Annotated in this window: 15 protein-coding genes; 9 read left to right on the plus strand and 6 right to left on the minus strand. The window is 64.3% G+C overall.

Annotated features, from left to right (window positions below; genetic code table 11):
• Positions 1–35 precede the first annotated feature (35 nt).
• A complete protein-coding gene (locus FNA67_RS02230; RefSeq protein ID WP_244616438.1) occupies positions 36–536 on the minus strand; it encodes a DUF3830 family protein in 501 nt (166 codons plus the stop codon).
• 112 nt (positions 537–648) lie between these two features.
• Positions 649–1,386: a gamma-glutamyl-gamma-aminobutyrate hydrolase family protein gene (locus FNA67_RS02235; protein ID WP_147654900.1), complete on the minus strand. Its 738-nt coding sequence runs from the start codon at positions 1,384–1,386 to the stop codon at positions 649–651.
• Between the two features lie 161 nt (positions 1,387–1,547).
• On the opposite strand from FNA67_RS02235, the gene FNA67_RS02240 reads away from it, so the two are divergent.
• The 3 genes from FNA67_RS02240 (at position 1,548) to FNA67_RS02250 (ending at position 5,271) form a co-directional block, all read left to right on the plus strand.
• Positions 1,548–2,447 (plus strand): LysR substrate-binding domain-containing protein, encoded by a 900-nt coding sequence (locus FNA67_RS02240; protein WP_147654901.1) that lies wholly within the window; start codon positions 1,548–1,550, stop codon positions 2,445–2,447.
• A gap of 86 nt (positions 2,448–2,533) precedes the next feature.
• Positions 2,534–3,817, plus strand: coding sequence for a 4-aminobutyrate--2-oxoglutarate transaminase (gene gabT / locus FNA67_RS02245; RefSeq protein ID WP_147654902.1), 1,284 nt, complete (start codon positions 2,534–2,536; stop codon positions 3,815–3,817).
• 2 nt (positions 3,818–3,819) lie between these two features.
• Positions 3,820–5,271 carry an NAD-dependent succinate-semialdehyde dehydrogenase gene (locus FNA67_RS02250; protein ID WP_244616439.1) on the plus strand — a complete coding sequence of 484 codons (1,452 nt, stop codon included), beginning with the start codon at positions 3,820–3,822 and terminating at the stop codon, positions 5,269–5,271.
• Between the two features lie 9 nt (positions 5,272–5,280).
• On the opposite strand, the gene FNA67_RS02255 is transcribed toward FNA67_RS02250, so the two are convergent.
• Genes FNA67_RS02255 through FNA67_RS02265 form a run of 3 tightly spaced genes read right to left on the minus strand, consistent with a single transcriptional unit; the run spans position 5,281 to position 6,910 of the window.
• On the minus strand, positions 5,281–5,682 hold the full coding sequence (locus tag FNA67_RS02255; protein ID WP_147654904.1) for a DUF2177 family protein: 402 nt from the start codon (positions 5,680–5,682) through the stop codon (positions 5,281–5,283).
• Between the two features lie 2 nt (positions 5,683–5,684).
• Entirely contained in the window at positions 5,685–6,338 is a 654-nt protein-coding gene (locus FNA67_RS02260; protein ID WP_147654905.1) for a ChrR family anti-sigma-E factor, read from the minus strand.
• A complete protein-coding gene (locus tag FNA67_RS02265; protein ID WP_244616440.1) occupies positions 6,335–6,910 on the minus strand; it encodes a sigma-70 family RNA polymerase sigma factor in 576 nt (191 codons plus the stop codon). The genes FNA67_RS02260 and FNA67_RS02265 overlap by 4 nt, the downstream gene beginning before the upstream one ends.
• 227 nt (positions 6,911–7,137) lie before the next feature.
• On the opposite strand from FNA67_RS02265, the gene FNA67_RS02270 reads away from it, so the two are divergent.
• Both FNA67_RS02270 and FNA67_RS02275 read left to right on the plus strand, forming a co-directional pair.
• Entirely contained in the window at positions 7,138–8,451 is a 1,314-nt protein-coding gene (locus FNA67_RS02270; protein ID WP_147658117.1) for an NAD(P)/FAD-dependent oxidoreductase, read from the plus strand.
• Complete coding sequence (locus tag FNA67_RS02275) at positions 8,448–9,278, plus strand: DUF1365 domain-containing protein (RefSeq protein WP_147654906.1); 831 nt, start codon at positions 8,448–8,450, stop codon at positions 9,276–9,278. The genes FNA67_RS02270 and FNA67_RS02275 overlap by 4 nt, the downstream gene beginning before the upstream one ends.
• Here FNA67_RS02275 and FNA67_RS02280 read toward each other — a convergent pair.
• Complete coding sequence (locus FNA67_RS02280) at positions 9,222–9,968, minus strand: SDR family NAD(P)-dependent oxidoreductase (protein ID WP_147654907.1); 747 nt, start codon at positions 9,966–9,968, stop codon at positions 9,222–9,224. The genes FNA67_RS02275 and FNA67_RS02280 overlap by 57 nt on opposite strands.
• Before the next feature lie 167 nt (positions 9,969–10,135).
• Between FNA67_RS02280 and FNA67_RS02285 the strand changes: the two genes are divergently transcribed.
• The 4 genes from FNA67_RS02285 to FNA67_RS02300 are packed head-to-tail and all read left to right on the plus strand — an operon-like array spanning position 10,136 to position 13,543.
• On the plus strand, positions 10,136–11,023 hold the full coding sequence (locus tag FNA67_RS02285) for a metal ABC transporter substrate-binding protein (RefSeq protein ID WP_244616609.1): 888 nt from the start codon (positions 10,136–10,138) through the stop codon (positions 11,021–11,023).
• Positions 11,020–11,862 (plus strand): manganese/iron ABC transporter ATP-binding protein, encoded by an 843-nt coding sequence (locus FNA67_RS02290; protein WP_147654909.1) that lies wholly within the window; start codon positions 11,020–11,022, stop codon positions 11,860–11,862. Before FNA67_RS02285 ends, FNA67_RS02290 begins: the two co-directional genes overlap by 4 nt.
• Entirely contained in the window at positions 11,859–12,716 is an 858-nt protein-coding gene (locus FNA67_RS02295; protein WP_049707542.1) for a metal ABC transporter permease, read from the plus strand. The genes FNA67_RS02290 and FNA67_RS02295 overlap by 4 nt, the downstream gene beginning before the upstream one ends.
• On the plus strand, positions 12,713–13,543 hold the full coding sequence (locus tag FNA67_RS02300; protein ID WP_147654910.1) for a metal ABC transporter permease: 831 nt from the start codon (positions 12,713–12,715) through the stop codon (positions 13,541–13,543). The genes FNA67_RS02295 and FNA67_RS02300 overlap by 4 nt, the downstream gene beginning before the upstream one ends.
• The last annotated feature ends 91 nt before the right edge of the window (positions 13,544–13,634 follow it).

Raw genomic sequence — 13,634 nt, forward strand, 5'->3', positions numbered from 1 at the left:
CCCCGGCCGTATGGTGCCGGCCGGGGCGCAGTTTGTCAGGCCAGGCGGCCGAACTCGACGATCTTTGCGCCTTCAATGCGGATCTTGCGGCATTGTTCGGCTACAGCGTCGAGCCCTTCGGTCATGCGGCCGAAATAGGTGCACGGAATCCAGCCCGTCGGGCCGAAAGTGCGGCCGCCATGGGCGTAGAACATGCCGACTTCCCAGAACTCGGTGGGGTCGATCTTGAAGAAGTTCTTCGGCTGGTAGTACCAGAGCAGCTCGCCGGCCTCGGGAATGATCGTCTGGTTCTCGGGCGGCAGCTTGGTCGGGTCGAAATTGCGGTTCTCTTCGGGGATGCCCATCATGATTTCCGGGCCCGAGAAGATGGCGTGGGTGGTCTGCCAGCGGATCGGCTTTTCGAGCGCGCCCCAGATCGCCTTGCAGGTTTCCGGCGCATTGTCCCAATAAAGTGAGATGATGCCCTGGACATTGGCATCGACGAATTTGAGGTAAAGCTTCTTGTCGGTCATGGTGCCCACGAGTTGAGTTAGCAAGGGCAATCCAAAATGAGTTTGGGCGGGCCTGTCCAATTCCGATTCAAAATCACTCCGATAAAAGCTTTTTATCGGGTCCGCAGCGAAATCGCGAATGGCGCGTTCCGGGGCGTCAGCGCGGACTGACCGAACCTACCCGCTTCCAGAACGCCAGGTCATGCGGACGGTTGTCCGGGCGCCATTCGGGGTGCCATTGCACCGCCAGGATCGGGGAGGCCCCGGGGAGGCTCGAAACCGCCTCGATCACCCCATCCTCGGCACGTGCATTGACCATGAGCCCGGGAGCGAGCTTGCCGATCATCTGGTAGTGGACGCTGTTCACGCTGGCGTGGGTCACGCTGGTGAGCGCGGCCAGAGGAGAGCCTGCGACGAGATCCACCTCATGAGCGAACCCGAACATCTCATCTAGGCTCACGCCGTCGGCGGCGTGGTGGGGTTGGGTCGTAGCAGCATCGTCGCGTTGATCGATCAGGGTGCCGCCAAGGGCCACGTTGATTTCCTGCAGGCCGCGACAAACGCCGAACACCGGTTTGCCGGCGGCCATCGCGGCGTGGATCAGCGCGTGAGACATCGCGTCGCGATTCGTGTCGAACGGCATGCGCCCTTCGCTCGCTCCATACCGGGAGGGCTCGATGTTGGAATTGGACCCCGTGAGCAGTATGGCATCGAGCCGCGAAACGATGGCGCCCGCGTCCGAGGCATCGTTGATACTGGGGCAGATCAGCGGTATCGCCCCGGCGAAATTCTGCACTGCCTCGACATAGCGCGCCTTGACGATGTGGGCAGGCTCGCCCTCCACGGTGCGGTTGCAGCCGATGATGCCGATGACTGGTTTGGGATGGGTAGACATGTGTTTTTGTTAGGCCGAAAAGCGATCCCCTAAGTCTCGGCATCGCGTCCTTCCCGGTCAAGACGCACAATCAGCAAAGCCCTTCTAGACAGGCGCGTCGGCAGGAGCGGATACTGCGCGCACGCGTACGAGCGTACGTGAAGACCGCCTCCGGAGTAACGATGTCCCGCAGCCTGCCGCCCCTTGTCGCGCTCCGCGCCTTCGAGGCCGTGGGCCGGCTTGGCAGCGTCGGCGCTGCCGCCGACGAACTGTGCGTGAGCCACTCGGTGGTGTCCCGGCATGTGGCTAATCTCGAGGCGCGCCTGGGCGTCGATCTCATCGAACCGCGCGGGCGCAGTGTCGCCCTGACGGAAGCCGGCCGGACCTATCTTGGGCGCGTTACCCGCGCCTTCGACGCGATCGCGCGGGCAACCCAGGAACTCAAGCCCTCTCGCGTTCGGCGGCTCGATATCCGCTGCATCCCGGGGCTGGCCAATCGTGGCCTCCTCAGGCATCTCGGGGCACTCGAAGAGCGCGTGCCAGACACCGAGATCATGCTTCAGCCGACCCTGGCCCACCCTGATCTGCTGGCCGGCGAGGCCGATGCCGAGATCGTCTATGGCGAGGATCTGGTGCTGGGGGAGGGCCTCGCCGCCCAACTGGTGATGCGCCCGCGGGTGTTTCCCGTCGCCAGCCCAGCCTTCCTCGATCGCTTTGGCGGCAACCCTGGGATCGAAGATCTCGAACGGCTTCCTCTCATTCACGAGGAGTCGACCGATCAGTGGGAACGCTGGCTAGACGCTGCCGGCGTTCCGCCTGGAGCGGCGCTAAAAGGCATGCGGCTCTGGCATGCCCACCTGGCAATCGAGGCGGCGCGCCTGGGGCAGGGCGTCGCCCTCGCGAACGAAGCCCTGGCCGCGGACGACCTTGCCAGCCGCACCCTGGTGGAGATCGGCCGAACCAATCTGCGCCTCGGGGGCTATTACCTCGTCGCATCGGCCAAACGCTGGGAGGATGCCGATATCCGCGCCATCCGGGAATGGCTGCTCGATCTCTATAGGGATGTCTCGATCAGTGCTTAAAAGGCACCAATGAGGTGCAAACAAAGCGATGGTGGTGAAGCAGCTACGGCTCGATGATTGCCGTACACCAGTCAACGAGACGACCCATGTCCACCAACGCAGAGCTTCTCTCCCGCCGCAACGCCGCCATTCCGCGCGGTGTCGCCCACACGACGCCCATAGCCGCCGAACGCGCGCTCAACGCCGAGATTTGGGACATCGAGGGCAGGCGCTATGTCGACTTTGCCGGTGGCATTGCCGTGCTCAACACCGGGCACCGCCACCCCAAGGTCATCCGGGCCGTCCAGGACCAGATCGACCGTTTCACCCACACCTGCTTCCAGGTCGTTCTTTACGAGCCCTATGTCGAGCTTGCCGAGCGGCTGAACGCCATCGTCCCTATCGAGGGGCCGGCCAAGACCATCCTACTCTCTACCGGCGCCGAGGCCACAGAGAACGCCATCAAGATCGCCCGCGCCGCGACCAACCGCTCAGGCGTCATTGCCTTCACCGGTGGCTTTCACGGCCGCACTATCGTCGCCAGCGCCATGACCGGCAAAGTCGTGCCCTATAAACTTGGCCTCGGCCCGACCGTCCCCGATGTCTGGCACGTGCCGTTCCCATCTGCGGCCAGCGGCGTTTCCGTCGAGGAAGCGCTGCGCTATCTGGATTTCCTCTTCAAGGCCGACGTCGCGCCGTCGCGCGTCGCCGCCATCATCATCGAACCCGTCCAGGGCGAAGGCGGCTTCCACCAGGCGCCAGTGGACATGATGGTTGCCCTGCGCCGCATCTGCGACACTCACGGCATCGTGCTCATCGCCGATGAGGTTCAGACCGGCTACGGGCGCACCGGCAAGATGTTCGCAATGGAGCATTATCCGGTCACGCCCGACCTGATGACCATTGCCAAGAGCCTCGCCGGCGGCTTCCCGCTCTCGGCGGTCACTGGCCGTGCCGCCATAATGGATGCCGCCGATCCGGGCGGTCTGGGTGGCACCTATGCCGGTAACCCGGTTGCCTGCGCCGCCGCGTTGGCGGTGCTCGACGTGTTCGAGGAAGAAAAGCTCCTTGAGCGCGCCAACTCCATCGGGGAGCGGTTGACGAAGCGCCTTGCGACCCTGGAAGGGCGCAACGACCTCGTGCCCGTGCAGGCGATCCGAGGCCCGGGTGCCATGGTTGCGTTCGATATCGTCAAGGACCGGACCAGCGGCGAACCGGACGCTGAGGCGACCAAGCGTGTCGTCCAGCGTGCCTGGCAGGGCGGTCTCGTTCTCCTCTCGTGCGGGGTCAACGCCAACACCATCCGCATCCTCGTGCCGCTCACCGCCTCCGATGCCATTGTCGATGAAGGCCTCGACCGGCTCGAAGCCGCGCTCGTGCGGGAAGCATGAAAATGCCGCTGGCTCTTCACGATCCCTCACTGCTTCGCAACCAGTGCTACCTCGGAGGCGCCTTTGTCGGCGAACCGGTGGAGCCCGTCGACAACCCGGCGACAGGCGAAGAACTGGCGCGCGTCCCGGCGCTCGACGCCAAGGCTGCAACTGCTGCCGTCGAGGCTGCGGCGCAGGCCTTCAAGCCGTGGTCCCGGCGCCTCGCCAAGGAGCGCTCCAGCATCCTGCGCCGCTGGTTCGACCTGCTTATCGCCAACCGCGATGACCTAGCGCTGATCCTAACGTCCGAGCAGGGCAAGCCCCTGGCGGAAGCCCTGGGCGAGATCGACTACGCCGCCTCCTATGTCGAGTTCTATGCCGAGGAAGCCAAGCGCGTCTCTGGCGAGACGCTGCCCAGCCACCGCGTCGACGGGCGCATCATGGTGCTGCGCCAGCCGACCGGTGTCGTTGCCGCCATCACGCCGTGGAACTTTCCGGCCGCCATGATCACGCGCAAGGTCGCCCCGGCGATCGCGGTGGGTTGCACGGTCGTCGTCAAGCCGGCGCCCGAGACGCCGCTGACCGCCCTGGCCATCGCAGAACTGGCCCATCGCGCCGGCTTGCCGGCGGGTGTCCTCAACGTCATCACCGGCCCCGCCGCCCCGATTGGGGAGGTTTTCACCAGTCACCCGGCAGTTAGGGTTGTCGGCTTTACCGGTTCGACTGCCGTCGGCAAGCTCCTCATGCGGCAGGCGGCCGGCACGGTGAAGAAGGTCGCACTCGAACTCGGCGGCAACGCGCCGTTCATCGTTTTCGATGACGCCGATCTCGATGCCGCCGTCGAAGGCGCCATCGCGGCAAAGTTCCGCAACATGGGGCAGACCTGCGTCTGTGCCAACCGCATCTACGTCCAGCGTCCGGTCGAGCGCGCCTTCGTCACAAAACTGGCTGCTGCCATGGAAAGGCTCAAGGTCGGCAACGGCCTCGACGCGGGCACGACGCAGGGGCCGCTCATCACCTCTCGCGCAGTCGAAAAGGTCGAGGCCCACATCGCCGATGCGCTGGCCAAGGGAGCCGTCGTCCATATGGGCGGCAGGCGCCATTCCCTCGGCGGCACCTTCTTCGAGCCCACCCTCATGACGGGGATCACCCAGGACATGACCGTCGCCCGCGAGGAAACCTTTGGTCCCCTGGCCCCCGTCTTTGCCTTCGACACCGAGGACGAAGTCGTCGCCATGGCCAACGATACCGAGTTCGGCTTGGCGGGCTATTTCTACTCGCGCGATATCGGGCGCATTTTCCGGGTCGCCGAGGAGCTTGAATACGGCATGGTCGGCATCAATTCTGGCCTCATCTCGACCGAATTGGCGCCTTTCGGCGGCATCAAGGAGAGCGGCAATTCCCGCGAGGGCTCCCACCACGGGGTCGAGGAGTTCCTCGAAAAGAAATACCTCTTCGTCGGGGGGATCGCCTAGCGATCCCCTTCAGCCCAGCCCCGACGCCCTCGTTGCGAGATACCCGGCGGTTGCCGCTGTCGCCGTCAGTACGGTCCCCCACGCCAGGTCGACGAAGGTGACCGCGCTCGACCATCCGCGCAGCGTCGATTGGTTGGTGAGGTCGTAGGTGCCGTAAGCCACCAGGCCCAGTACCGCGCCCGCGATGAGCGCATTGATCCACGTGCCGGTGTTGAGCGCCGGCAGCACCGCCAGCACCACCACGCCCCCCACATAGACGAGGTAGAAAAGCCCCGCGACCTGGAGGTTCGGCTTTTCGAGCAGCAATTCGCCCAGGCGCTCGCGGTAGAACGGGGTTGCCGTCGAAAGCCAGATGAAATCGAGCGCAAAGAAGACGAGCGCCGTGGCGCCATAGGAAACCAGGTACTTCATGGTCAAATTCCCAGGATCGGTTGGACGAGACGCACCACCCAACTGCTGAAGCGCAGGGGCGCGTCGGTCACGGCCAGGCAGATGCAGTCCGCATCGGGTGTCGCGCGGGGCTGGTGGGTCACCGAGCCGTCGGCGTCTTCGAGGTCGCCCGGGCCGAAGCGCCCGGTCTCGTCCTCGAATGCGCCTGACAGCACGAGCGTCAGCTCGCGTCCGCCATGCGAGTGTTCGGGCACCGGCTTGCCGGCCGGGATCTTGAGCAGCCGAACCTGAGTCGTATTTTCCCCCGTCCGGATCAGGCATTGGGACGCCCCCTTGCCGAGCGAGCGCCATTTGACGGCTTCGAGGTCTCCCCCCAGATAGTCCCGCAATGGCCGCGGGATGATCGGCTTTTCAGCCTGAACAGCGGCCCGCCCCGCCTTTTCAGCTGGCCGTTCGGAAAGCCTGGCCCGCACGCTCTCCCAGCTTGAGGGCTCAATCGCCTGCGGTTGCGTACCCTCGAGCAGCCCGCCGCCGATCTCTTCCGCCTCGACGAGCCGCCGCCGGCAATCGGGGCATAGCGCCAGGTGCGTCGCGACGGCGATGCTCCAGCCTTCGGCCAGCGACCCCATGGCATAGGAGAGCAACAGATCGTCGCTGATGTGATGGCGAATGGTCATGATGCCTCTCCCGTTCCGCGCAGCGCCGCCTTGAGCTTGGCGAAAGCCAGCCGCATGCGGGATTTGACGGTTCCAAGTGGCACCTTGAGCTCCGCAGCGATCTCGCTTTGGGATTGGTCGGAAAAGAAGGAGCGGTTGAGCACGTCAGCCTGGTCCGGGGGTAGTTGCGTGAGCGCCAGCTTGAGGCGTTCTGCGTCTTCGCTTGCCGCCAGGCGCATGTCGGCCGGTTCCTCCCCGTCGGGCACGAGGGCAGGATCGGAAGGATCGAATTCGGGACGCTTTTCGCGCCGATAGGCATCGATGCGCAGATTGCGCGCGATTGCGAAGATCCAGGCCGCGGCGCTACCCTTGGCGGGATCATAAAGCGCGGCCCGCCGCCACACGATCAGCATGGCTTCCTGCATGAGCTCGTCGGCCGAGGCCGCGCCGCCTCGGGACAGGTAGGCTTTGATGCGCGGAGCAAAATGACGGAACAGGGCCTCGAAGGCCTCAACGTCCCCGTTTGTGCCGACCGCGACCAGAAGCGCGGTCAGCCCGGCTTCCGTATCCCCGTCGTCATCGATCCTGGCCATCGGCACTCCGTCATGACTCGCCGCTACCCGCACCCTGGGGCGGAGGAACACCCGGTTGTCGCATGGCGACCTTGGTATGGAAACAACTAGCTGCATGATCCCAGCTACGCGAAAGCGCGCAGCCCGGATCACTGCCGAAGTAAATTCCTTGCCTCGCAAATCCGATCTGGCCTCCGGCTCGTATCTCTTGCAATACGATAACCAGAGGGAACGCGTCCGTGCGCAACGTGGCAGTCATTGGAGCAGGCATAGCAGGACTATCAGCGGCGTGGCTGCTCAGCCGCACCAACAAGGTAGTTCTCTATGAAGCCGAGGGGCGTGCGGGTGGCCATGCCAACACCGCGACTTTTCCCTCCCTCTCGGGACGGGTGGACGTGGATACCGGGTTCATCGTCTACAATGAGCTTAACTATCCCAATCTCGTCGCCCTCTTCTCCCATCTGGGCGTTGAAACCGAGGCGTCGGACATGTCCTTCTCCGCTTCCCTCGAAGGCGGGCGCCTCGAATATTCGAGCGAGGGCCTCAATGGCTTGATCGGACAGCGCGGCAATGTCTTGAAGCCGCGTTTCTGGGCCATGCTCGGCGATATCGTGCGTTTCTACAACGAAGCTCCCAGGCTGCTCGACCGCCACGATCTCGCCGGCCTGACGCTCGGCGATTATCTAGATCGGGAACGGTATAGCCAAGCTTTCGTGCGCGACCACCTTCTGCCCATGGGCGCGGCAATCTGGTCGACCACCGTCGAGCAGATGCGCGACTATCCCCTTCTCGCCTTCGTGCGTTTCTTCAAAAGCCACGGCCTGCTTCGCCTGGTTGGCCGTCCGCAATGGCGCACCGTCACCGGCGGGAGCCGCCGCTACGTCTCGCGACTGATCGAAGACGGCAATTTCGAGCTCCGTCTGGGCGCGCCCGTCGTCAGCGTCGAACGGCGAGGAGAAATGGTCGCGATCAGGGACGGCAACGGCAACGAGGCGATCCACACCGATGTGGTGTTCGCCACCCACGCGGATCAGGCGCTTGCCCTCCTCGATGATCCAGATGCGGGCGAGTGCAACATCCTGTCGGCTTTTCGGTATACCAAAAACACCGCCGTCCTGCACGCCGACCCGCGCCTGATGCCGCGGCGGCGTCGCACCTGGTCGAGCTGGAACTACATCGGGGAGCCGGGGGAAAGCGGCGACGACCAGCTCTGCGTCACCTATTGGATGAACCGCCTGCAGAACCTGAACGTGCCGGAAGACTATTTCGTTACGCTCAACCCCGTGCGGGAAATCGCGCCCCACAGCATCGTCAGAACGATCCAGTACCGACACCCCCTCTTCACCCGCGCCGCGATCGAGGCCCAGCCACTCCTCTGGCAATTGCAGGGTCAGCGTAACACCTGGTTCTGCGGCAGCTATTTCGGCCACGGGTTCCATGAGGACGCCCTCCAATCCGGCCTCGCCGTCGCCGAGGCCATGGGCGGGGCGAGCCGTCCCTGGTCGGTCGACCCGCGTGCTAGCCGCATTCACACCCAACCCATGCTTGCGGCGGCCGAATGAACCTTCGATCCTGCATCTATCGTGGAAACGTCGTGCATGGCCGGCTGCGCCCCCGTCGGCATAGGCTCCACTACCGCGTCTTTTCGCTGCTGCTCGACCTTGATGAGCTACCGACCATCGCTGGCCACTTGCGCCTCCTGGGCTTCAACGCTCCGGCCATCCTGAGTGTCCATGAAAGCGATCACGGCGACGGCCGCGCGCGAGGCCTGCGTGGATGGGTGGACGAACAGCTTGTCGCCGCGGGAATAGAGACCGGCGACCTGCGGGTCGAGATGCTCTGCTATCCTCGCATGTTCGGCTACGTCTTCAATCCGCTGACGATCTATTTCTGCCGCGATCCCGAAGGGCAAGTGCGTGCCTTGCTCTACGAAGTCTGCAACACGTTCGGCGAGCGCCACACCTACGTCTATCGGATAGATTCGTCCGGCCAGTTGGGCGCGCACCAGGGCCCCAAGCTCCACTATGTCTCGCCTTTTGTACCGATGGATTGCGTCTACCGCTTTTCGATTGAAACACCCGGAGAGCACCTTCTGGTGCGCATCGATGAAATGGATTCGGAAGGTCTGCTGTTGCGCGCTTCGCTCTCGGGCCGGCGCGTGCAACTCGATGACCGGGGGCTTTTGGCCGTCCTGTTTGGCTACCCCCTGATGACGTTCAAGGTCATGGCCGCCATCCACTGGGAGGCGCTGCGCCTCTGGCTCAAGGGGATGCGCGTCTATCGTCATTCCCGAGCCGACACACCTTGTGCGGTCACGGTGATATCGCCCCCGTCAGCGCAGCATGCGGCGGGTAATCGCGAAGCGCAGCCGCGACGGGAGAATGCTTAGCGCGCGCATCGAAAGCACCATGCGCCAAGGAAAGGCGATCTCGAAATAGGCGCCCTCGAGTCCCTTCATGATAGCGCCCACCGCTTCCTCGGTCGAAATCAGGAACGGCATGGGAAAGTCGTTCTGCTTGGTTAGCGGCGTATCCACGAATCCGGGACAGATGAGATTGAGCCGGATGCCGGCGCGCTCGAGCTCCGGACGCAGCGACTGGCACATGTGGATGAGTGCAGCCTTGCTCGCGCCATAAGCCGAGGCATAGGGCAGGCCAACATAACCCGCGACCGAGGCGACGACCGCGATATGCCCGGCTTTGCGCGCCATCATCGCTGGCAGCAGAACGCCGAGGCAGTTCGAGGTTCCCATCACGTTGACTTGGAGCGTTCGCGCAAAGGCCGTCGGATCGAAGTCCGATGCCGAAATCGGCTCGTAGGTGCCGGCGTTCAAGATCGCCAGGTCCACCTCCCCTAATTCCTCTGCGATCTGCGCCGCCACCTTGCCGACCGATGCAAGGTCGGTCACGTCGAGTGGGAAGGCGAAAATCCGATCGGGGTTCAGAGCTGCCACTTCTGCCAAGGCCCCTGTCGAGCGGGCACTGATGGCGACCCGCCAGCCCTCCTGCGCCAAGGCCAGCGCCAGGCCTCGTCCTATTCCGCTGCTTGCGCCTGTCACCCAGGCCAGACCTTTTTCCATGCGTCTTTTCCTTGCCTTGCTCCTTCTACGATCCGGTTCGCCCGGTGGATCAGTCCGGCGTTGTCGTTCTTGTTGCAAACGACTTGCAATAGCAAAACGGCTGTCGTAGGTGATTGCAAATCATTTGCAACAAGGAGTGGAAAGTGATCGCCCGGATCAAGCGTGGAATTGCCCTGTTGGCGGCCATCGCGGCCTTTGCCCTGCCAGGGGCGGTGCAGGCGGAGGAAAAGTTCAAGGTGGTGACGACCTTCACCATCATCGCCGATATGGCGCGCAACGTTGCCGGCGACGCCGCTAGCGTCGAATCGATCACCAAGGCGGGTGCCGAAATCCACAATTACGCGCCCACGCCCGGCGACCTGCAGCGAGCCCAGGGCGCCCGGTTGATCCTCTGGAACGGCCTCAACCTCGAGCGCTGGTTCGAAAAGTTCTTCGGCAATCTCAAGGATGTCCCGGGCGTCGTAGTCTCGCAGGGGATCGAGCCGATGGGTATCGGGGAGGGGCCCTATAGCGGCAAGCCCAACCCCCACGCCTGGATGTCGCCGTCCAGCGCCCTGGTCTATGTCGACAACATCCGCGATGCGCTGGTCGCGCACGATCCGTCAAACGCGGCGACATACGAGGCCCATGCCCAAGCCTATAAGCGGCAGATCGAGGCAGCCATCGCGCCTATTCGCGAGGCGCTTGCCGGCATTCCCGAGGATCGGCGTTGGCTGGTGACCAGCGAGGGAGCCTTCAGCTACCTGGCTCGCGATTTCGCCCTCAAGGAACTCTATCTCTGGCCGATCAATGCCGACCAGCAGGGTACGCCCCAGCAGGTGCGCAAGGTCGTCGACGCCGTTCGCGCCAACAACATCCCTACCGTTTTCAGCGAAAGCACGGTCTCGGACAAGCCGGCCCGCCAGGTCGCACGGGAAACAGGCGCCCACTACGGCGGCGTGCTTTACGTGGATTCGCTCTCGGAAGCGGACGGTCCGGTCCCGACCTATCTCGACCTCCTGCGCGTCACCTCGCAGACCATCGCCGATGGGCTCAAGGAGGGCCTGGAGCAATGACCCTTCCGATCCGTCCCCGAGAGGGCGAGGGCATTGCCGTCGAAGGCGCCACGGTTACCTACCGCAATGGGCACACGGCCCTCAGGGATGCGAGCTTTCGCATCCCCACCGGCACCGTCACGGCCCTTGTCGGCGTCAATGGCTCGGGCAAGTCGACACTCTTCAAGGCCATCATGGGGCTCGTGCGCGTCTCGCGCGGTTCCATCGGCATCCTGGGCAAGCCGGTGCCACAGGCGCTTCGCGCAAACCTCGTGGCCTACGTTCCCCAGAGCGAGGAGGTCGACTGGAACTTCCCCGTACTGGTCGAGGACGTGGTCATGATGGGGCGATACGGGCACATGAACCCGCTCCGCATCGCGCGTCGCGCCGACCACGACGCGGTCGCCTCCGCTCTGGAACGGGTCGGCATGGCCTCGTTCCGCAAGCGCCAGATCGGCGAGCTTTCGGGCGGCCAGAAGAAGCGCGTCTTCCTCGCCCGGGCGCTTGCGCAGGACAGCCGCGTGATCCTTCTCGACGAGCCTTTCACGGGGGTCGACGTCAAGACCGAGGCTGCCATCATCGATCTGCTCGGCACCCTGCGCGACGAGGGACGGGTGATGCTGGTCTCGACCCACAACCTGGGCAGCGTGCCCGAGTTCTGCGACCGCACCGTCCTCATCAAGGGAACGGTGATCGCGTCCGGCCTGACATCGGAAGTCTTCACCCGCGCCAATCTCGAGCGGGCCTTCGATGGCGTGCTGCGACACGTCACGCTCGGCTCCGGCCCTTCGGCGGACCGGTCGGTCAGCGTCGTCGCCGACGACGAACGGCCGCTGGTGCTCGATGGTGGACGCCCATGAGCGTGCTGCTCGAGCCGTTTGCCTACGACTACATGACGAACGCCATGTGGGTGTCGGCCCTCGTGGGTGCGGTCTGCGCCTTCCTCTCGGCATACCTGATGCTCAAGGGCTGGTCGCTGATCGGCGACGCCCTTTCGCACGCCATCGTGCCGGGCGTTGCCGGCGCCTACATGCTCGGGCTGCCCTTCGCCGTCGGCGCTTTCTTCTCCGGTGGCCTTGCCGCCGCGGCCATGCTGTTCCTCAACCAGCGTACCAGGCTCAAGGAAGATGCCATCATCGGCCTCATCTTCTCATCGTTCTTCGGGCTCGGCCTCTTCATGGTTTCGCTCTCGCCCACCTCGGTCAACATCCAGACCATCGTGCTCGGCAACATCCTGGCGATCACCCCCGAGGATACCCTCCAGCTTATCATCATCGGGGTGATCTCGCTCCTCGTGCTGCTGGCAAAGTGGAAGGACCTGATGGTGGTCTTCTTCGATGAGAGCCATGCCCGCTCGATCGGCCTCAATCCGCCCCTGCTCAAGGCGGTCTTCTTCACGCTCCTAGCGGCGTCGACCGTTGCGGCCATGCAGACCGTCGGGGCGTTCCTGGTCATCTGCCTGGTCGTCACTCCCGGCGCGACCGCCTACCTGCTGACCGACCGCTTTCCCAGGCTGTTGGCCATCGCCGTCGCCATCGGCGCGGTGACGAGTTTCGCCGGCGCCTATGCCAGCTACTTCCTCGACGGCGCCACTGGCGGGATCATCGTCGTGCTGCAGACAGCCCTCTTCCTCGCCGCCTTCCTGCTGGCGCCCAGGCACGGCATGCTCGCCGCCCGCCGCCGCGCCGCCCGGGCCCTGGAGGCCGACCAATGACACTGCCCGAAGCGCTCCTTGCGCCCTTCCGGTTCGACTTCATGGTCAACGCCATGATCGTGGCGGCGCTGATCTCGGTACCGGCCGCGCTCCTGTCGTGCTTCCTGGTTCTCAAGGGCTGGTCGCTCATGGGCGACGCCATCTCCCACGCCGTGTTTCCCGGCGTTGTCATCGCCCACATCGTCGGCGCCCCCTACGCCGTGGGGGCGTTCCTGGCCGGGATGTTCTCTGCCGTGGCCACCGGGTTCCTCAAGGACAACTCCCGCATCAAGCAGGACACGGTGATGGGGATCGTCTTTTCGGGAATGTTCGGCCTGGGCCTCGTCCTCTTCGTCAAGATCCAGACCGACGTCCACCTCGACCATATCCTCTTCGGCGACATTCTCGGCATCGCCACGACCGACCTCATCGAAACCGCGATCATCGGCGCCTTCGTGACCGGCGCGATCCTCATCAAGTGGCGCGACCTGCTGGTTCACGCCTTCGATCCGCTGCAGGCGCGGGCCCTCGGCCTTCCCGTCGGCATGCTGCACTATGGATTGCTGGTCCTGATCTCGCTGACGGTCGTCGCCGCGCTCAAGGCGGTGGGGATCATCCTTGCGGTCGCTATGCTGATCGCGCCGGGCGCGATCGCCTTCCTGCTGACCCGCCGCTTCGGCGCCATGATGATCACGGCGGTAGCGATCGCGATGGCAAGCGCCCTCGCCGGGGTCTACCTGTCGTTCTTCATCGACAGCGCCCCCGCCCCGACCATCGTATTGCTGATGGCGCTCATCTTCCTCCTCGCCTTCTTCGCCCCATCGAGAAGGGCGCGACTGGCGGCTTGATGCTTTTGCCGGCTCGCGCTTTCTGAGTGAGCCGGCTTTGCCATTGGATAGCTTAACCGATTGATATTAAAGGTGTTATTGCCGATTGGGT

Origin of the sequence: Youhaiella tibetensis (assembly GCF_008000755.1) — a bacterium.
In the GTDB taxonomy this organism is placed as follows: domain Bacteria; phylum Pseudomonadota; class Alphaproteobacteria; order Rhizobiales; family Devosiaceae; genus Paradevosia; species Paradevosia tibetensis.

Bases quoted from the DNA above. Each gene is read 5' to 3' on its own strand.
- FNA67_RS02235 (WP_147654900.1), bottom strand. From the start codon at position 1,386: ATGTCTACCCATCCCAAACCAGTCATCGGCATCATCGGCTGCAACCGC.
- FNA67_RS02280 (WP_147654907.1), bottom strand. From the start codon at position 9,968: ATGGAAAAAGGTCTGGCCTGGGTGACAGGCGCAAGCAGCGGAATAGGA.
- FNA67_RS02260 (WP_147654905.1), bottom strand. From the start codon at position 6,338: ATGACCATTCGCCATCACATCAGCGACGATCTGTTGCTCTCCTATGCC.
- gabT (WP_147654902.1), top strand. From the start codon at position 2,534: ATGTCCACCAACGCAGAGCTTCTCTCCCGCCGCAACGCCGCCATTCCG.
- FNA67_RS02255 (WP_147654904.1), bottom strand. From the start codon at position 5,682: ATGAAGTACCTGGTTTCCTATGGCGCCACGGCGCTCGTCTTCTTTGCG.
- FNA67_RS02240 (WP_147654901.1), top strand. From the start codon at position 1,548: ATGTCCCGCAGCCTGCCGCCCCTTGTCGCGCTCCGCGCCTTCGAGGCC.
- FNA67_RS02275 (WP_147654906.1), top strand. From the start codon at position 8,448: ATGAACCTTCGATCCTGCATCTATCGTGGAAACGTCGTGCATGGCCGG.
- FNA67_RS02265 (WP_244616440.1), bottom strand. From the start codon at position 6,910: ATGGCCAGGATCGATGACGACGGGGATACGGAAGCCGGGCTGACCGCG.
- FNA67_RS02295 (WP_049707542.1), top strand. From the start codon at position 11,859: ATGAGCGTGCTGCTCGAGCCGTTTGCCTACGACTACATGACGAACGCC.
- FNA67_RS02290 (WP_147654909.1), top strand. From the start codon at position 11,020: ATGACCCTTCCGATCCGTCCCCGAGAGGGCGAGGGCATTGCCGTCGAA.
- FNA67_RS02300 (WP_147654910.1), top strand. From the start codon at position 12,713: ATGACACTGCCCGAAGCGCTCCTTGCGCCCTTCCGGTTCGACTTCATG.
- FNA67_RS02250 (WP_244616439.1), top strand. From the start codon at position 3,820: ATGCCGCTGGCTCTTCACGATCCCTCACTGCTTCGCAACCAGTGCTAC.